This is a genomic window from Burkholderia sp. EMB26, assembly GCF_024730645.1.
GTDB classification, from domain to species: domain Bacteria; phylum Pseudomonadota; class Gammaproteobacteria; order Burkholderiales; family Burkholderiaceae; genus Burkholderia; species Burkholderia cenocepacia.
The window spans coordinates 1,374,774-1,393,228 of record NZ_CP078071.1; the positions used below are offsets into that span (position 1 = coordinate 1,374,774).

Consider the following 18,455-nt stretch of genomic DNA (forward strand, 5'->3'; position numbering starts at 1 on the left):
CACACCTCAATATTTCAGCACGTGAAATGTTGCATCATACGAAGTACCACGCTCACCAAGCACTTCCCCTATATCTCTATTGCCAGTTGCGATCTCGAACTGTCCCGTTTTTCCCGCTGACGGCGTAATTACCCCACCACCAATACCGTCAACGGTATTCGATGGACTCGCCATATCAAATACACCGGAAGCACTTTGATTTTTGGTCAGACGCCCTGTCCCATGCTTCGCCTCGAAGACGTGATAGTTGCCGTGGTTGTCCGTTGCAACGAAGTCGGCCCGAATACGCTTGCCGTTCACCTTCATTGTCACCTCTTCAGCAACGACGTTGAAGCCGTTTCGCTCCAAGTCGTACATCGATTTTTCGCGACCGCGCTTTCCACTCCATTGACTCAGGCAAGTCAGGCCCCACGGGTCAATCCACGCCAGCGGATTCGGCCCATATCGATACTGATTCAACCCGCCTGCCAACCCTATCGGATCCGGATTGATGAAGCGTCCGATGTCCGGATCATAGAACCTGAACGTGTTGTAGTGCAGGCCAGTCTCGCGGTCCAGATACTGCCCCTGAAAGCGCAAGTTCTGCGGTCGAGGCACGTGCGACTGCACCGGTGCTACGGCCTGTACTTCGCCCCACGCCGGTGTGGACCGCTGCGGCGCCCGCGCAACCCACTCCTCCTGCACCGCATTGCCCCACACCTTATAGCGCGCCTGCCAAACCAGCTCGCCACCAGCGTCAGTCAGTTCCTCCGGCAGCCCCGAAACATCGTTGTGGAAGTAATAAACCGCATCCCGTACATCCGAATCATTAGCCGCCGCCTTCCCTTGATCGATCCGGGCAAGTGGCACATAACTATTGGACTCGTACAAGTACGTCAGCGCTTCCTCGCCCTGGCGATCGTGATACGTCTCCTGCACCAACCGCATGCCGTCCCACAGGAAATCCGTACTCGCATAACTGCCATTGAGCTTCCGGATCCGCCGGCCGAACGCGTCGTACTCGAAATGCGTCGTCGCGATCCCGAGCCGGTCCTTCGTCACGACCGTCTTGAGCTGGTTCCAATCGTCGTACTCAAGCACCAATTCTTTAGCCGGCCCATGCCCACTGAGCTTGCGAACCAACCGCCCATACGCGTCGTACTCGAAGCGCTTGTCCTCGAACATCTTGAGCCGGTTGTGCTCGACGTAGCCGCCCGGGTGATCGCTCGACACCAGGTTCGCCGCCGCATCCCAGCGAAACACTTCCGACGGCAACCCCGGCCCTGCCGCGTGCTCGATGCGCCCCGTCGGGTCATACCGATAGCTCGTCGTGCCATAACGCTGATCGCGCTTCTGGATCACGTCGCCTGCCGCATCGTATTGCCACTGCTTCGCAAGCAACTCGCCGCCCGCCGTACCTCGCTGCGCGGTTTGCCGCGCACGGCGCCCCACCGCGTCATACCCGAAGTGACTCGTCAGCTTGCCCTGCGTCCGCAGCACCTCGCGATGCAGGTCATCCCGTTCGATGTCCGCAACCGCGGCACCATCGAAACGAATCTGGTGCACATGCCCAGAACCGTAATGCAGCCAATCGATCGTGCGCTCGCCGGAAATCGTCGTGCTGACACGATTGCCAAGCTCGTCGTAGGTATGTGCGAGCCAGCCGGTCGGCGTGTATTCCTCGACGACTTCTCCACGCTTGTCGTACTTCAGGCTGACCCGATTCTTCAACGATGGCCCACGCGCGGCGAACGCGTACAACTCGGCCGATGTAATCCGGCCTGCCTCGTCATACAGGTATTCGCAACGCTCGTGCGCAGCTTGCTTCGCCGTCAACCGACCGACCGCATCGCGCTCGTATCGCGTCTCGAGCTGGCCGTCGCGTACGATCGTTCCTTGACCGCACACGTCGTACTCGTACGTACGCTTGTGGCCATCGAGACCGATCTGTGCGGAAACCAGATCGCGACGATCATACTGAAAGCGATACGTCTCACGGTTCTCGTTGGTCAAGCTCGCCAACCGGAACGCATCGTCATAGCCGAACCGCACGACACGATCAGCCGCATCCGTGCGTGCCAGCAACAATCCCCGCGGATTGAGCTCGTAACGCGTGCTGCGCTGATTCGGATCGATGACCTCAACGAGACGCCCCGCTGCGTCGTACCGAAACGTCTGATGCGCACCATCGGCCGTCCGGATTCCCGTGACTCGCCCCATCGCATCCGTTTCGTACACGGTGGCCTGCCCGGCCGCATCCGTCACCCGCGCGAGCGCACCGCGTGCGTCATACGCAAACCGCGTGACCTTGCCGGAGCAATCGGTATACGAGGTCAACTGCGCCCGACCATTCCATTCGAGGAACTTGTACCCGCCACGCGCATCGCGAATCGTATGCACGAGCCCGCGCTCGTCCCGGTAATACTCGGTCGCGAAACCCGCCGGATCGCGCGTCATCGTCAGGTTGCCGCGCGTGTCGTAGCGATAGATCCACCGCGCATTGGTCGGATCGATTTCCGCAACAGGCAGATCGTAGTGCCCGTTCCATTCGGTCCGCTCGACCTCGCCGAGCGCGTCGATGCGCTGCGTCTGCCGCCCGCGCTCGTCATATTCGAAGCGCGTGACATGGCCGGCCGGATCGGTCGTGCTGACCAGTTGCCGCATCGCATTCCATTCGAACTGCCAGACGTGACCTTCTGCATCCGTATGGCTCGTCGGCTGCCGATCCTCGTTCCATGTCCATTGCGTCACGCGCCCGATCTGATCGGTGATCGTCACCGAACGCTGCGCAAGGTCTGCGTCGAACGTGTACGCTTCGCCGTCGTCAGTCCAGTGGCGCACGACACGCGCGTCGCGGCCGACGCCGTTCCACGCGTAAAAGCACTGTAGCCCGCCGGGCAGCGTATGCCGTGTCATCCGGCCGTGTTCGTAACCGAAATGCCGCCCGGTATGGCCGCTGCGGTCGGTGACCGTTGCGAGTTCGCCTGCGCTCGTATAGCCGTAACGAACCAGGATCTCGGGCAACTCACCATCGACGCCGCGTACCAGTTCGATCGAGGCGACGCGTCGCGGATGCTCCGGATCGTAGTGCACCGTCAGCACACGGCCGGCACTATCGTGAAGCCGAACCGGCCGCTCCCGTTCGCCGGCGGCCGCACGCTCGACCTCGATCCAATTGCCGTTTCGGTCCTCAAGCCGCCGAAGGTTCAGTGTTTCAGCATCCGACGCCGGTGCCCGGGCCGGACCGAAATCGCGATACAAACCATCGACCGTTTCGACGACATAGTGCCCGCCAGCGGTACAAATCAGGTAAATGCCTTCCGGCACGCTGAAATGACTCTCACCCGGCGCCACCGGCGGAAACTCGATATCACGCCCCTGTTCGTCCCAGTACGTGATCGACGCGACGACGCCGTTCTCTCGCGCGACCTTCAACTCGACACTGATCGGCACGCTCCAGCCGGCGCCGAACAGGCCATCGGCGCGATCGTCATGGCTGCTGTAAAAACGCCGCCAGACAATGGGCAGCGGGCCCGGCAACACGAAATCCGTGTCGTCGCTGCCGTCGAGAATCTTGCCGCCGGTAATCACGTTGACGGGATGGCCGGCCGACGGCTGCATCTTGCTGCCGAGCCATGTGCCGAATATGCCGGCCGCGAAGTTCATCGCGAGACACGGCAGCTTGCCCTTGACGAAATCGCTCCAGTTCCCCTTGCCTCGACCACATAGCGCAAGCGCGATACCGATCGCCGCGCCGAGTCCGGCGACCCACGGCCGTGCCGCACTGATGTCGCGCACGGTCTTCGTGCCGCCACCGAAGAAAACATCCGGCGAGCCCTTCGAGATCGTGCCGTCACAGGTGGTCTTGTCGTCGACCCGCGCCGCGGGCAGATCGTTGATGAACACCACGTCGGACCCTTGCGCGACGAATTGCGGACCGGGATGATCGCTGCACAGAACCGGATCCATGTCCGCGCCGTCGGCCGCGCGTGCGGCCGGCTTCCCGTTGACGAACACATCGGGCGAGCCGTTCTGGATCGTGCCTTTCTCCTCGGGCGGAGAAATGGCGTTGCCGAGCCCCTTCGCGGCCTCGTCGATCTTGTCGTTGAGGCCAGAACCCTGCATGTATGCAGCCACGCCGACACCGATCGCCAGCACGATGGGCGTCGCCAGCCCGCCGGTGCCGATTTCGAGCGCACCCAATGCACCAAACACGAGACCTTCCGCTAGCGTGGTCAGCGCCCATCCGATCCCCAAGCCGCCCAGCAGCGACCCGCCCATGCCGAGCAGGTCGCCCGCGAGCGTCGTGTGGGTAAAGGGATCATCCTTACGAGCGGCCGGCTGACTCATGGGCGGCCGGCATCCGAAACCAGCGCGGGCGCAACCGGGCGCGGCTGGAAGCTCTCCAGCATGCGCGCTGCAAGCGCACGTTGTTCGTCGTTGAGCGGCGCCGCATTGGTCAACGTCATCACGATGACCTGCCCGCCGGCATCGAGCCGAAACGCCGTCTGCATCTGATGAAAGGTGCGGCCGTCCTGTTCATGCGTCGATTCCGTCTGCACGCCGGGGCATTCCGCTCGCCCGACCGTCACCGGGCGTCGCGACTGCACGTTCAGGTTCTGCGCGGTGCGCGACGCCTGCGCCCATTCGCGCTCGACGAATGCGTCGATCGACTCCTGCTCGCGCAGCCGGCCGCGGGACACGACGAGACTCAGCCCGCCCGGGCCGACGGGAAGAATCAGCATGTTGACGGTGCGATCAAGCGCCGCGTCCGGCAATTCGAATGTGCCTTCATGGATTGCGTAGTGCATGACTGGTGTTCGTCGAGTTATTTGTTGAGATCGATGCGCTTGCCGTTGACCATCACGCCGTCGTCGGTCATCAGGATCACGGAGCCGTTGTGCTCCAACCGAATACCTTCCGGCGCGAGCGAAATCGAGCTGTTCTGCACCTTGAGCAGGATGCCGCGCTCGGCCACGTAGACCTGCGTACCGCCGCCACCATCCTTGGCCGGCGTCGTGACCTCGACGGTAGTCGCCGTGGTGCTGCGCTTCTCGGCGATCGTCTCGGTCAGGTTGCCCTGCGGAATCTGCTTTTCTTCGCTGCCCGTCGCCACCAGCACGGTCCGCAGCGGCCCCAGCACCTTGTGCGTCTCGTTGTTCTCGACGACGGTGTTCATGTCCTTCTGCGCGTGCATGAAGAATTCCTGCATGCCGTTCGTGTCGGTCATGCGGATCTCGTTCGACCCCTGCCCCTTGTGCGTCTGGCTCTTGATCCCCATCGTCTGGCCGGCCGCGCCGTGATACGGGTTGCCCTGCTCGCCGTTGAACACGCGGCCGACGATCACGGGGTTATCCGGATCGCCCTGATTGAACGCCACCAGCACTTCCTGCTTGATCCGCGGAATCGCGGCCGCGCCCCAGCCGTCGCCCGCCCACGGCTGCGACACGCGCACCCACATCGAATCGGAGCCGTCCTTCTTGCCGCGCCGGTCCCACGGGAAATGCACCTTCACCGCGCTGCCGTTCGTATAGATTTCCTCGCCCTTCGGCCCGACGACGATCGCCGATTGCGTGCCGTGAATCACCGGCTTCGGCGTCGCGCGCGGCGCACGGTACGGAATCTTCTTCGGCAGCAGTGCGAAGCTGTTGCGGTACGGCAGCTTCGCACTGTGCTGCGTATAGTCGTTCACGGCCTCGTGACGCACGTGCAGGATCACGTACTCCTGGTTGTTCTCGAGGACGGGGTGATTCGCGACGGTCACGGCGCCGGCCGTCGTCATACGCCACGCGTAGCCGCCGCCGGTATAGCGATGGGCTTGCGCCTCCTCGGCCTCCATCGCGAAACGGGCATAGCGGTTGCCGTCGTCGCCGTGGTCGTACAGCGACTGGTGCTCGAAGCGCTCGGTCGCATCGAGCCGCGCATGCTTGAGGTTTTGCGGCCCGGCCTCGACCAGCATCAGCGGCGACGACGGATTCTGGTGATTGAAGTCGCGGAACGTGACCTTGCCGACGCCGAAGCGCCGACCTTCGTGCAACTGATCGATGCCGCTGTCCTCGCTGGCCTCGGTCGCGGCGAACGGCACGGTGGCGAGCCCGTCGATCGGGCGGAACAGCAGGTTCGTGTCGCCGATCACGAGAAAGTGCTTGTCCTTCTCGTAGCGGTGCGTCCACACGAGCCCTTCCTGCTCCATCAGCCGCGCGCAGAAGTTGTAGTAGCTCTCCTGGTACATCACGACGTACTCGAGCGGCTTCTGGCTGGTCCGGATGTCGAACGTGAAATCGGAAAAACCGTGTTCCTGGAAGATCTCGGTGAGGATGTCCTGCGCGGTCTTGTTCTGGAAGATCCGGCAGTCGGTCGAGCGCGTGAGGAACCAGAACCACGGCACGGCCGTCAGGTGGTATTGCGTGACGTTCCCGGGATTGCCGGCCCGGTCGAACGACGCGACGTAGCCGTCGAAGTAGCGGTCGCCCTCGACTGCCCCCGACGCGACGACGCGTTCGAGCGTCGACAGGCGCGCCTGCTGATCGAAGCGGATCTTGACCTGCTGGCCGATCAGGTCCTCCGGGCGCAGGTCGTGGCGATGCGACAGCAGGTCGAGGTGGATTTCCGGCAACCGGTTCACGTGCTCGTCGACGACGGCCGCGCTGACCAGCAGCACATCCGGGCCGAGCGGCGTATCGAGCGTCACGTAACGGTTGAGCTGGGTCAGGCGTGCCGGGTTGGCGGCGCCGTTGATCGCTTCGGCGATCGCGCCGGGCGTCTTGTCCATCAGCGAGAAGCCGGTCTGCGCAAGCTGCATCGCGCGCTGGACGGTGTCGACGTGCCCGGCCAGCCCGGCGAGCGGCCCGAGGCTGCCGGCCACGCTCGACGCCACCGGGCCCGCGAGGCCCCCGAGTGCGCTCAACGAGCCGAGCGCACCACCGCCCAATCCACTGGGAATACCCCCGTTCGGAGCGAAACTCATTCTTGTTCCTTGCGTGTGATCTCAGGTTCCATGAGCCGGCTCGCCGGCCCGAAGCCCCGATAATGTAGGGTAAAACCCGACTGCGCGAAAGTCTCGCGCAAACGTTTGCTTTCCGACCCTAAAACCGAAAGAACTGAGCCAGCAGTGAAGCTGACTGAAGGCTATCGCCCACGGCTGCGCAGTACGACGGTCTGCAATGAAAACCGTGTCAGCGCGCGTGTCGATAACCTGGACCGCCCGGAACACCGTGACGATCAACGGATGCTCGGGTGTCTGCGTGACAATGGTAAGAAACCGTCCAGACCGACCGCACCAAGGCATTCCCGGGTCGGTGTTTGAACAAACATACTAGGCAACCTGCTGGTCGGCAGGCGTGCAATCGCCATCACGGCGCACTTCCCTCACCGCGGCGAAACCACGATCGCGGCCCGCCGATTCTGCGCCCTCCCCACCGGCGTCTTGTTGTCCCCCACCGGATCGCTCTTCCCTCGCCCCACGACCGCGATCCGCTTCGCATCCAGCCCGACGTCGGCCAGTTCGACGGCAACGACTTCAGCCCGCCGTCTCGACAACTCGAGATCGTAAGCCGCCGCCCCCTCGTCATCCGAGTACCCATACACCCGCACCCCGTTGATCCCCGCCGACCGCAACGTCCGCCCGATCCTTTCGACGATCCGCCGCACGTCCGGCTTGAGGTTGTACCGGTCGAAATCGAACAGAATCGGCCCGGTCGATCCGAACTCGAATCCCTGTCCGGTCTCCTGGAATCCGGCCGACTTCAGCGCCGTGACCTGCGTCTGCGTCAGCCCGCGATGAAGCGGCGGCGTCTTGCAGCCCCCCAGCAGCATGCACAGCAGCAGTGCGCTCCCGACGCACATCCGCCCCATGCTCACAGGAAACGAGTGGTTCATTTCGCATCCCCTTCCGTTGCGCCCGCCCGGCAAGCGCTTCTTTTAACCGCCGCCGCGGCCTCGCCCGCAGCGCGAGTCGATCGACCTCACACCGGCCCTGCAACGCTCTCCGCCAGTTGCCACGATCCCGGCCGCGCGCGCTTGGCGCGGTACATCGCGATATCCGCCGCGCGCAGCAAGCCGCTCGCGTCCGACGCGTGATCGGGATACAGCGCAACGCCGGCACTCATCATGGTGGCCACCACGCGGCCGTCGGACAACTCGATCGACGGCGCCATGCCGGACAAAATCTCGTCGGCGATCCGGCACACGCTGCCCGCTTCAGGCACCGCCACCAGCATCACCGCAAATTCGTCGCCGCCCAGGCGCGCGACGACATCGGTCTCGCGCACCCGCGTGCGCAACCGCGACGCGATGCCGATCAGCACCGCATCCCCGGCGTCGTGGCCGAGACAATCGTTGATCTCCTTGAAGCGGTCGCAGTCGAGATACAGCACGGCGACCCGCTGCCCGGTCAACGTGGCGTCGCAAAGCGCAAGCGCGAGGCGCGATTCGAACTGCACGCGGTTGGGCAACCCCGTGAGCGCATCATGCGTGGCCTTGTGTTCGAGCGATGCGTTCTCGTCGCGCAGCGTGTTCTGCCAGTCTTCGAATTCGTCGAGCAGCGCGTTGAAGTCGTCGCCGAGCTGGTTCAGTTCGGCGATCGCCGCCGGCTCGACACGCCGCGCGAACGCACGCTCGCGTCGCACCGCATGCGCGACGCCCGCCAGCGCGCGCAGCGGCGACACGATGTTGCGCAGCAGACGCTTCGAGCTGACATACGCACCGAATACGCTGACGGCCAGGCAGCCGAGAATGCCGCCGACGCCCCCGAGCAGGAATCCGAAGAACTGATGCCCGCGGCCACGCACGACGACGTGGCCGACGATGATGCCGTCATGCATCACCGGGACAGTCACCGGCCCCGGCAGCGCCACATCGGCGACGGCGCGCTCGAGCCGCGCGACCCCGTTTCGGGCCGGTAACTGCCACGTGGCGAACAGTTGCCCGTTGCTGTCGGTGACGACCACCTGCGCGACGTCCTCGTCGCCGGCGATCATGCCGATCGCCTCGTTCGCCGCGACGCGATCGCCGAACACGAGGGCCGCCTCGACCGTGTAACCGAGCGAGCGCGCCAGCAGGTTCAGGTTGTTGCCGGCATACGCGCGCAGCGCGATCACGGCGACGACGATCAACGACACGGCGGCCATCGTCACGGCGACGAACGCGAGGCGCAGGTGCGCCCGACGCAACACGCTTTGCAGCGTCGGGCGCGGCAGGCGCGAAGCGGGAACGGGGAGCGCGGAGCGTGTCATGGCGTCACCGGCCGTCGTGCGAGATTGAGAACATTCGGATGCACGCGCACGCCGCTGCGCGCGACGGCATCGAGATTGATGTCGAACGACACGCGGTCGCCGTCGACGTTGAGACAGAACATGCCGCCCGCGGTGCAGGACGGATCGTGTTCCGCGATCGTCAGCACCGGATGGCCGGCCAATGCGGCTCTCACCCGCGCGCGCTCGTCGTTGCTCAACGTGCCGAGATAGACGACGTCGCACGCGATGCCGAGCGACGGATCGTCGAAGCGGACGCGTTGCACGTCGAGCAACGTCGAGCCGGCCTGCAGCGTGTCGGTCAGGCCACGCGCGTAGTCGGGCCGCCCGGTGACGCACAGATGCAGACGAACGGGCGTCGTCGGCCAGCGCGTGAAGCTGATGATGCCGAGCACGACCTGACGCACGGCCGTGTCGTGTGACGACATGCCCGAATCGACGGGGTTCGCGGCGGGGACGATGTGCGCGTTGTCGGGCGGGCCGTCGGCATCGGTCGGTGCCCCGGCGAGTACGGCCGGCGCGGCCCCCAGAACGCAAACGATTGCGAGCAACGCGTGGCGCAGCGAAGTGATCCGGCCGGGCCGGCTCGTGGTCCGTGCGGCGATCTCCGCCGCGCCCGTTGGCGTCGCCGCCGTCGCAAGACAGGCAGCCGCCGCGCACACTTTCGCTTCCATGATGGCAACATCCGCTGGCATCGCTCCGGCGCTGCCTCCTGCCTCCCTCCATGCGCATGCAAGCACCGAATGACGCGCACGATTTCTTCATCTTAGGTAAAAATTCGGATCACCAAGCAGTGGGAAACACCCGAGAAAACGTCGGAAAGTATGCGGATTCGATGCCACCGCCCGGGGAGGCGGCCGAACGCGCGGGCCGACGTCGATTCATCATCGACGTCGACGGATTGATCAGCGGATTGGATGCCGGTGCGCGGCAAACGTCAGACGTTCGTCAACGCTGCGACGGCTCGTGCGTCAGTACGCGGGCCACTCGTCGCCGACCCGGCCGGCAATGCATGTACGCTTGCGGCGATCATCAAGCGAGACCGGCGAGAATATCCGCGAGGCCTGCCGCGATACGTCGGCATGCCGGAGTCGGTCAACTACTGGAACGCCATGAAAGTCGAAAACTCGGAACTCGAAGCCTTCGTCGCCGTTGCGGAACTCGGTACGTTCCATCGCGCGGCGGAAAAGCTGAACCTGACCCAGCCGGGACTGTCGCGCCGCATCCAGAAACTCGAACAGACGCTCGGTGTCGAGTTGTTCCAGCGCACCACCCGCAGCGTGACGCTGACGGGTGTCGGCCGCCAGTTCCTGCCGATGGCGCGCGAGCAGATCGCGCAGCTCGGGATGATGCTGTCGTCGATCCAGGACATCGCGCAAAAGCGATACGGCAAGGTACGGCTCGCGTCGATCCCGACGGTCGTCGCTCAGGCGTTGCCCGACGTGCTGCGTCGCTACGCCGCCAAGTATCCGCACGTCGCCGTGCAGATCCTCGACGGCAATCACGACTTCGTGCTGTCGCAAGTGCGCGCGGGCATCGCCGAATTCGGCGTGAGCCTGCATCCCGGCGACGACGACGATCTCGTGTTCGAACCGCTCTTCACCGACCGCTACGTGCTCGCGGCCCACGACGCCGATCCGCTGGCGCACGCCGACGCCGTCACGCTCGGTGAACTGCGGCACGCCAAGCTGATCATCGGCGGTCGCGACAGCGGCAATCGTCTGCTGCTCGAAATGCTGATGGGCCAGGAAGCGGTGCGAACCCGCTGGTTCTATGAGGTCGAGCACATCTCGTGCGTTGCCGCACTGGTAGCGGCCGGGGTCGGTTGCGCGATCCTGCCGGAGAGTGCGCTGCGTGCTTACGGTTCGCCCGCGGTACGCACGGTGCCGATCGCGAGCCCGACGATCGAGCGCCGGGTCGGCATCGTGCGGCATCGCGCCATCTCGATGTCCAGCTTCGCGAGCGACCTGCTTGCGCTGGTGCAGGCGTCGTTCGCATAACGCCGCGGGCCACACGGCGGCGCGACAGCGCCCGCATTGATGCCGGTTTCGCATGAATCGCGAGCCGAACGGCATTGGACTCGCGAAAAATGGCTGGAGACGATGGTGGCGAACATGAACGACGGAAACGGGCGCGGCCCGGCTCCGCGCGGATTCTGGAGGAACCACCATGCATTTCGACGTGATCCTGCGTCGCGGCGAGCTGATCGACGGCACCGGGGCCGCACGCTTCGAGGCCGATCTCGGCGTAACGGGCGAGCGCATCGCCGCGATCGGCGATCTGGGCGGCGCGACGGCCTCGCACACGCTCGATGCGGGCGGCCTCGTCGTCGCGCCGGGTTTCATCGACAGTCACACGCACGATGACGCATTCGTGCTGACCGATCCCGACGTCGAGCCGAAGGTTGCGCAGGGTGTCACCACGGTGATCGCCGGCAATTGCGGAATCAGTCTCGCCCCGCTGCTCGCCAACCGCGAGGTGCCGCAGCCGCTCGACCTGCTGGGCGCGTGGCAGGCGTTCCGCTTCCCGTCCTTTCGCGCCTATCTCGACGCGCTCGACGCGACGCCCGCCGCCGTCAATACGGCGGCCCTGATCGGCCACTCGACGCTGCGCGTGCGGCACATGGCCGATCTCGACCGCGCGGCCAGCGCAGCCGAAATCGCGGCGATGGCGGCCGACGTACGCGAAGCGATGGCGGCCGGTGCGTTCGGCGTCTCGTCGGGCACCTTCTATCCGCCCGCGGCAGCCGCGCCGACGGAAGAACTGATCGATGTGTGCGCGCCGCTGCGCGAGACGGGCGGCGTATTCGCGACGCACCTGCGCGACGAAAGCGATGCGATCATCGCATCGCTCGACGAAGCGTTCTCGATCGGCCGCGCGCTCGACGTGCGCGTCGTGCTGTCGCATCACAAGGTGGCCGGCAAGGCCAACCACGGCCGCTCGATCGAAACGCTCGCGCATATCGACGCGCGGCGCAAGTTGCAACCGCTGTGTCTCGACTGTCATCCGTATCCGGCCACGTCGACGATGCTGCGCGCGGATCGCGTCCGTCAGTCGTCCCGCGTGATTCTCGGCTGGTCGAAGCCGCATCCCGAACTCGCGGGCCGCGATTTCCACGAACTGCTGCCGCTGTTCGGCAATTCGGTGGACGCCACAATCGACGCGCTACGCCCCGCCGGCGCGATTTACTTCGTCATGAACGAGGCGGATGTCGAGCGCATCATTCAGCACGAGCTGACGATGGTCGGCTCGGATGGACTGCCCAACGACAAGCGCCCCCATCCGCGGTTGTGGGGCACGTTCCCGCGAGTGCTCGGCGAATTCTCCCGCGAGCGCGGCCTGTTCCCGCTGGAAACCGCCGTGCGCAAGATGACGGGCCTCACAGCCGAGCAGTTCGGCATCGCACGGCGCGGACGGCTCGCGGTCGGTCACTACGCCGATCTCGTCGTGTTCGATCCGGCACGCGTGATCGATCGCGCGACGTTCGCGAGCCCGACGCTACGCCCCGAAGGCATCGAACACGTCTTCGTCAACGGACGGGCCGTGCTCGAACATGGCCGTCACACCGGCGCGCGTCCCGGCCGGGCGCTGCGCCGCGACGTCCAGGATCGCCTGGCGGCGACGCGCGCTCGCGCGATCGCGACAGCGGGCCCCGAGTCAACCTGAACGGAGTCACCATGACGAATCCCAACGGCGCCGCCACGCCGCGCGGCATGCACCGCGGTTCGAGGCCGCACGCCGAATCCGCCACGCCCGGGCTCGACGCACTTTATGCGCGCCTGAGCCGACGCATCGTTCCGCTGATCCTGGTCTGCTATTTCTTCGGCTATCTCGACCGTGTCAACGTCGGCTTCGCGAAGCTGCAGATGGTGACCGACCTGCATCTCACCGACGCCGCCTACGGCGTCGGCGCGGGCCTGTTCTTCGTCGGCTACCTGCTGCTGCAGGTGCCGGCCGGCTGGCTCGTGCGGCGGATCGGCGTGAAGCGCTGTCTCGCCGGATCGATGCTGACGTGGGGCGTCGTGTCGGTCGCCACGCTCGCGACCCGCGACACCGCGAGCTTCTATGCGTTGCGCTTCCTGCTCGGCGTGACCGAAGCAAGCTTCTTTCCGGCCGTGATCGCGTACTTCAGCGTGTGGTTTCCCTCGCACCGGCTCGCGAAGGTCATGGCGTTCCTGTTTCTCGCGATGCCGCTCGGCGTGATCGTCGGCGGCCCGCTGTCCGGCTGGATCATGGACGCCACGCACGGCGGCTTCGGGTTGCGCGGCTGGCAGTGGATGTTCCTGATCGAAGGCCTGCCCGCCATCGTGCTTGGCGGCTATCTGCTCGCCCGCGTGACGGAACGGATCGACGATGCAGCCTGGCTGACCGATACGGAAAAACGGATGATCCACGCGGAAATGGCTCAGGAAGCGGCCGGCAAGCGTACCCGGCTCGGCGCTGCGCTGCGCGAGCCGACCCTGTGGCTGCTGTTCGCGACGTCGTTCCTCTACAACGTCGGCAACTACGGGCTCGTGTTCTGGATGCCGACGATGGTCAAGGCGCTCGGATCGCCGAGCAACCTCGAAATCGGGCTGGTCAGCGCCTTCCCGTATCTGGTCGCGTCGGTCGCCATGGTCGCGAACGCGCAGCATTCGGTGCGAACCGGCGAGCGCCGCTGGCATACGGCGCTGCCGGTCGCGCTCGGCGGCGTTGCGTTGCTCGCGAGCCTCGGAATGCGCGCGCATCCCGTGCTTGCGGTCGCGTGCCTGACCGCGGGTGTGGCCGGCATCATGAGCACGCTCGCGATGTTCTGGAGCCTGCCGTCGCGGATTCTCGCGGGCGAAGCGGCCGCGGGCGGCGCCGGGCTCGTCAATATCGGCGCGGCCGTCGCGGGATTCGTCGGGCCGACGCTGATGGGCTATGCAACGGGATTGACCGGCAGCACCGAACTCGGTGTCGCGCTGCTCGCCTTCACGCTGTTCGCCGCCGCCGCGCTGATCCTGGCGATTCCGCGTCGGCTCATGGTGCGCTCATGAGCGCGGCGCCTTCGATGCGCAGTGCGCTGGCATTGGCGGCGGGCGTGCGCAGCGGGCGGGTGAGCGCGGAGTCGCTCGTGCAAACCGTGCTCGCCGACATCGCCGCGCGCGATGACGCGATCAATGCCTGCGCACGCACTTTCGACGAACGGGCACGGCGCGACGCGCTGCGCGTCGACCGCCTCGTGCGGGACGGGGACGACCCGGGCCCCTTGGCAGGCGTGCCGTTCCTCGTGAAGTGGAATGTCGACGTGGCGGGCTACCCGACGGTCGCGGGATCGCCCGCGCGCGCCGCGTTGCCACCCGCCAGCGCCGACGCGGCAACGGTCGCACGATTGCGTGCGGCCGGCGCGGTCCCGATCGGCGCAACCCACATGGACGAACTCGCATGCGGCGCCACCGGCGTGAATCCGCACTACGGCGCGGTGCACCTGCCGGCCGACCCGACGCGCATGACGGGCGGCTCGTCGAGCGGCTCCGCCGCCGCGGTTGCCGCCGGATACGTGCCGCTCGCGCTAGGCAGCGATACGAACGGATCGATTCGCGCGCCGGCGGCGCTGTGCGGCGTATGGGGATTCCGCCCCGGCGACGGGCGGCTGTCGCGGACCGGCTGCCTGCCGTATGCCGCATCGCTCGATACCGTCGGCGGGTTCGCGAACGATATCGACGATCTCGCGGTGCTGTACGACACGCTGTGCGAAGCCCATGCGCCGCGCTCGAAGCCGGTGCGCGATCCGGGCGTGCCGCTACGCGTCGCCGTGCTGACTGGCGATTTCGAAACACATGCCGATGCGGATGCGCAACGCGCCGTCCGGCGCGTGGCCGCCTGCCTGCGGGCGCGCGAATCGGTGTCTGTCGGCAGCGACGAAATCGCGAACGTGCGCGAAGCGGCGCTCGTGATCTCGAACGTGGAGCTGGCACGCGCCCATAGCGGGTTGCTCGACGCGCCGGCGGCACTCGTATCCGAACACCTGCGCTCGCGCATCGGAATCGGCCTCGCCGTCCCCGGCGCCGTGTATCGCGAGGCGCTCGCCTGCCGTGCCGCGTGGCGCACGCGCCTCGAAGCGCTGTTCGCGCGCTACGACGTCCTGCTGGCCGCTTCGACACCGTGCGCGGCGCCGCACTTCACCGACGCAACCGTCGATATCAACGGCGTCGCGCTCGCCCCCGCGAAGGCGCTCGGCCTGCTCACGCAACCGATTTCATTCGCGGGGCTGCCGGTCGTCAGCGCACCGTGCTTCGCGTCGGGTGAACTGCCGGTCGGCGTGCAGTTGATCGGCGCGCCCGGAGACGACGCCGCGTGCTTCGTCGCCGCGCGGCAATTCTCGGCCGAATGGCGCGCGATGGTTCGTTAGCCGGGCCCCGGTACGGCATGCCCCGTGCGAAGCGCCTGCTCGTGCGAAGCGATCCCCGCCGCGCATGCCGCGCGTCGCCGCGACTGTCTTTCGCGTGCTATGTCAACGCCGACAGATCGAACGGCGTCTCCCGCAACCGCTTGCCCGTCAGCCTGAACACCGCATTCGCGATCGCAGGCGTCACCGCGGGGCTCGACAGTTCCCCCACCCCGCCCGGCTTCGCCGGATCGCCCTGCACGACATGGATGTCGGTGTCGGGCATGTCGCGCATCCGCATCACGCGATACGTATCGAAATTCGACTGCTGCACGCGGCCGTGCTTGAAATCGATGCGATCGGCGGTTGCATGGCCGAGCCCCCACATCAGCCCGCCGTACAGTTGCTCGTCGACGCCCGACGGCGACACCGCGATCCCGCAATCGGCCACGCACGTGAGCTTCTCCACCTTCACCGCGCCGTCCTGGCGCACGACCCGCGCGACCACCGCGACATAGCTGTCGTAGGCCTGGTTCGTCGCCACACCGAGCGCGACGCCATCCGGCAGCGGCTGCCCCCAGCCGGCACGCCGCGCGGCCTCCCGCAGCACGGCCGCATGACGTGGCCGGTCATGCATGTGCGCGAGCCGGAATTCGACCGGGTCGCGCTTCGCCGCATGCGCGGCTTCGTCCATCACCGATTCGACGGCGAATACGTTGGGGATGTAGCTCACCGCGCGAAACCAGCCGGTCGGCACGCCCGTCTCCATGCGGATCCAGCCGATATCGCGATGCGGCGCACGGTACGCGAACTCCCATTTGGTGAGCGCTTCGGTCGTGCTGAAATCCATCCGGTCGGTGCGCTCGAGATAACCGGGCTCCCACTGCTGCGGCGACGCGGGCATCACGCCACGCAGCCACAGCGACGCGAGATTGCCCTGCGCATCGAGCACCGCACGCGCACGGTGGTGGCTCGCCGCGTGATAGAACAACGCGCGCATCTCGTCCTCGCGGCTGTTCATCAGCTTCACGGGCTTGCCCGTCTTCACCGCGAGCCACGTCGCCTCGAACAGCCAGTACTTCGCTTCGCGCGCGCCGAAACTGCCGCCCGACATGAGCTCGTGCAACGTCACGCGATGTGCGGGAATGCCGCCGATCACGTCGGCCGCTTCCATCGCGGTGGACGGCACCTGCAGCCCGCCCCAGTATTCGATGCCGCCGTCGCGCGCCCACACGGTGAGGTTGATCGGTTCCAGCGGATTCGCGGCCTTGTGCGGCATCGAATACGACGCTTCGATCATGCGTGCGCCGGGCGCTTTCGCATGCGCGGGATCGCCGTCGGCGATCGTCGGTACGACGCGCGCGGTCGGATCGTCGATCCACGCCGCCTGACGCGCGGCGAGCGTGCCGCTGTCGAACGTCTCGAACAGGCTGTCCTCCCATTCGATCGTCAACGCAGCCTGTCCCTTGTGGGCCGACCAGTAATCGTCCGCGAGCACCGCGACGCCGGCCTGGTTGCCGCCGAGCACGTCGGGGCGCGGCGGAATCTGCAATACCTCGCGCACGCCGGGAATCGCCAGCGCGGCCTTCGCGTCGACGCGGCGCACGCGGCCGTCGATCACCGGCGCGCGCGTGACGACCGCCACCCGCATCCCGGGCAGCGACACGTCGATGCTGTACGGAAACGAACCATCGGCCTTCTGCGCGGCGCCGCGCTTGCTGCGCAGCTTGCCGATGTAGCGGAACTGCGCGGGGTCCTTCAGCGCGACCTGCGTCGGTGCGGGCAGTTGCGCGGCGGCCTGCGCGAGCGACCCGTATGTCGCACGGCGCCCGCTCGCCGCATGCAGCACGGCGCCATCGGCCGTCGTGCACGCCGAGGCGGGCACGCTCCATTGCCGCGCCGCCGCGGCCACCAGCATCGCCCGCGCAGTCGCACCCGCGCGACGCAACCGCTCGTATTCCATCGCGACGCTCGTGCTGCCGCCGGTCGAGAACACCTTCCACAGCGGATGGATGTAGTCGGCGAAGAACGGATCTTCCGGCGTGATCACGTCGACGCGAAACGGATCGACGTCGAGCTCCTCCGCCACCACCGCCGCGAGCGCGGTACGCGTGCCGGTGCCCGAATCGTGCTTGTGCACGACCAGCTTGATCGTGTCGTCGGGCAGCACGCGCACCCATGCGTTCGGTTCGAATTCGCCCGCGGACGGATGCGGATCGCCGCTCGCACGCTTGCCCGCGGCGGCCGCATCAGGCATCCGGAAACCGATCGCGATGCCGGCGGCGAGCAGCGCGGAAGTCTGTTTGAGAAAGCGACGACGCGGCGTGTCGTCGGTGCTCGGTGCATCCGTTGCGTGATCGTCGCGCATGTCACGCCTCCTTCACGGGTTCGGCGGCAGCCTTCAACGCCGGATCGCCGGCGGCCGCACGCCTGATCGCACGGTGAATCCGTGCATAGGTGCCGCAGCGGCAGATGTTGCCCGACATCGCCGACACGATCGCCGCGTCATCCACCGGCTGCCCGCCGTTCAGCAGCGCGGCGGCCTGCATCAGCTGCCCTGGCTGGCAATAGCCGCATTGCGGCACGTCCTCCGCCACCCATGCAAGCTGCAGCGGATGGCGCCCGTCCGGCGACAGCCCTTCGATCGTCGTCACGTGCCGCCCGTTCGCGGCGACAGCGGGGATCAGGCACGACCGCACGGCCTGCCCTTCGAGATGCACGGTGCACGCGCCGCACAGGCCCTTGCCGCAGCCGAACTTCGTGCCGGTGAGCCTGAGCCGGTCGCGCAGCACCCACAGCAACGGCATGTCGTCCGGTACATTCTCGAGCGAATGGCGTGTATCGTTCACGACGATGTCGATCATGTGCAGTCTCCT

Annotated in this window: 12 protein-coding genes; 4 read left to right on the forward strand and 8 right to left on the reverse strand. The window is 66.4% G+C overall.

All coding sequences use genetic code 11. The annotated features are described in order from the left end of the window. Window positions 1-6: 6 nt before the first annotated feature. The 6 genes from KU887_RS22990 to KU887_RS23015 form a co-directional block, all read right to left on the reverse strand. Window positions 7-4,329 carry an RHS repeat-associated core domain-containing protein gene (locus tag KU887_RS22990; protein WP_230626792.1) on the reverse strand — a complete coding sequence of 1,441 codons (4,323 nt, stop codon included), beginning with the start codon at window positions 4,327-4,329 and terminating at the stop codon, window positions 7-9. Further along, window positions 4,326-4,790 (reverse strand): DcrB-related protein, encoded by a 465-nt coding sequence (locus tag KU887_RS22995; protein ID WP_034202009.1) that lies wholly within the window; start codon window positions 4,788-4,790, stop codon window positions 4,326-4,328. Before KU887_RS22995 ends, KU887_RS22990 begins: the two co-directional genes overlap by 4 nt. A gap of 17 nt (window positions 4,791-4,807) precedes the next feature. Beyond that, the gene (locus tag KU887_RS23000) at window positions 4,808-6,946 is read right to left on the reverse strand and encodes a type VI secretion system Vgr family protein (RefSeq protein WP_258258282.1); all 2,139 of its coding nucleotides are present in this window, start codon (window positions 6,944-6,946) and stop codon (window positions 4,808-4,810) included. A 401-nt stretch (window positions 6,947-7,347) separates the two neighbouring features. Continuing rightward, window positions 7,348-7,857: an OmpA family protein gene (locus tag KU887_RS23005; RefSeq protein WP_205671891.1), complete on the reverse strand. Its 510-nt coding sequence runs from the start codon at window positions 7,855-7,857 to the stop codon at window positions 7,348-7,350. 86 nt (window positions 7,858-7,943) lie between these two features. After that, window positions 7,944-9,212 carry a diguanylate cyclase domain-containing protein gene (locus KU887_RS23010; protein ID WP_258258284.1) on the reverse strand — a complete coding sequence of 423 codons (1,269 nt, stop codon included), beginning with the start codon at window positions 9,210-9,212 and terminating at the stop codon, window positions 7,944-7,946. Continuing rightward, on the reverse strand, window positions 9,209-9,904 hold the full coding sequence (locus tag KU887_RS23015) for a YfiR family protein (protein ID WP_058903426.1): 696 nt from the start codon (window positions 9,902-9,904) through the stop codon (window positions 9,209-9,211). The genes KU887_RS23010 and KU887_RS23015 overlap by 4 nt, the downstream gene beginning before the upstream one ends. A gap of 438 nt (window positions 9,905-10,342) precedes the next feature. Between KU887_RS23015 and KU887_RS23020 the strand changes: the two genes are divergently transcribed. The 4 genes from KU887_RS23020 to KU887_RS23035 all read left to right on the forward strand — a co-directional run bounded on the left by KU887_RS23020 (window position 10,343) and on the right by KU887_RS23035 (window position 15,603). Then, on the forward strand, window positions 10,343-11,230 hold the full coding sequence (locus KU887_RS23020; protein ID WP_012493516.1) for a LysR family transcriptional regulator: 888 nt from the start codon (window positions 10,343-10,345) through the stop codon (window positions 11,228-11,230). Between the two features lie 169 nt (window positions 11,231-11,399). Next, entirely contained in the window at window positions 11,400-12,896 is a 1,497-nt protein-coding gene (locus KU887_RS23025) for an amidohydrolase family protein (RefSeq protein WP_258258286.1), read from the forward strand. 11 nt (window positions 12,897-12,907) lie between these two features. After that, window positions 12,908-14,248: an MFS transporter gene (locus tag KU887_RS23030; protein ID WP_258258288.1), complete on the forward strand. Its 1,341-nt coding sequence runs from the start codon at window positions 12,908-12,910 to the stop codon at window positions 14,246-14,248. Window positions 14,249-14,262: 14 nt separating this feature from the next. Further along, the gene (locus KU887_RS23035; RefSeq protein ID WP_258258444.1) at window positions 14,263-15,603 is read left to right on the forward strand and encodes an amidase family protein; all 1,341 of its coding nucleotides are present in this window, start codon (window positions 14,263-14,265) and stop codon (window positions 15,601-15,603) included. Window positions 15,604-15,700: 97 nt separating this feature from the next. On the opposite strand, the gene KU887_RS23040 is transcribed toward KU887_RS23035, so the two are convergent. Together KU887_RS23040 and KU887_RS23045 are read right to left on the reverse strand one after the other, a co-directional pair. After that, window positions 15,701-17,947 carry a xanthine dehydrogenase family protein molybdopterin-binding subunit gene (locus tag KU887_RS23040; RefSeq protein ID WP_258258289.1) on the reverse strand — a complete coding sequence of 749 codons (2,247 nt, stop codon included), beginning with the start codon at window positions 17,945-17,947 and terminating at the stop codon, window positions 15,701-15,703. Between the two features lies 1 nt (window position 17,948). Further along, window positions 17,949-18,443, reverse strand: coding sequence for a (2Fe-2S)-binding protein (locus KU887_RS23045; protein ID WP_006484745.1), 495 nt, complete (start codon window positions 18,441-18,443; stop codon window positions 17,949-17,951). Window positions 18,444-18,455 lie beyond the last annotated feature (12 nt).

Excerpts from the sequence above, each read along its gene's own strand:
- KU887_RS22990 (WP_230626792.1), bottom strand. The coding sequence starts at position 4,329 with ATGAGTCAGCCGGCCGCTCGTAAGGATGATCCCTTTACCCACACGACG.
- KU887_RS22995 (WP_034202009.1), bottom strand. The coding sequence starts at position 4,790 with ATGCACTACGCAATCCATGAAGGCACATTCGAATTGCCGGACGCGGCG.
- KU887_RS23000 (WP_258258282.1), bottom strand. The coding sequence starts at position 6,946 with ATGAGTTTCGCTCCGAACGGGGGTATTCCCAGTGGATTGGGCGGTGGT.
- KU887_RS23005 (WP_205671891.1), bottom strand. The coding sequence starts at position 7,857 with ATGAACCACTCGTTTCCTGTGAGCATGGGGCGGATGTGCGTCGGGAGC.
- KU887_RS23010 (WP_258258284.1), bottom strand. The coding sequence starts at position 9,212 with ATGACACGCTCCGCGCTCCCCGTTCCCGCTTCGCGCCTGCCGCGCCCG.
- KU887_RS23015 (WP_058903426.1), bottom strand. The coding sequence starts at position 9,904 with ATGGAAGCGAAAGTGTGCGCGGCGGCTGCCTGTCTTGCGACGGCGGCG.
- KU887_RS23020 (WP_012493516.1), top strand. The coding sequence starts at position 10,343 with ATGAAAGTCGAAAACTCGGAACTCGAAGCCTTCGTCGCCGTTGCGGAA.
- KU887_RS23025 (WP_258258286.1), top strand. The coding sequence starts at position 11,400 with ATGCATTTCGACGTGATCCTGCGTCGCGGCGAGCTGATCGACGGCACC.
- KU887_RS23030 (WP_258258288.1), top strand. The coding sequence starts at position 12,908 with ATGACGAATCCCAACGGCGCCGCCACGCCGCGCGGCATGCACCGCGGT.
- KU887_RS23035 (WP_258258444.1), top strand. The coding sequence starts at position 14,263 with ATGCGCAGTGCGCTGGCATTGGCGGCGGGCGTGCGCAGCGGGCGGGTG.
- KU887_RS23040 (WP_258258289.1), bottom strand. The coding sequence starts at position 17,947 with ATGCGCGACGATCACGCAACGGATGCACCGAGCACCGACGACACGCCG.
- KU887_RS23045 (WP_006484745.1), bottom strand. The coding sequence starts at position 18,443 with ATGATCGACATCGTCGTGAACGATACACGCCATTCGCTCGAGAATGTA.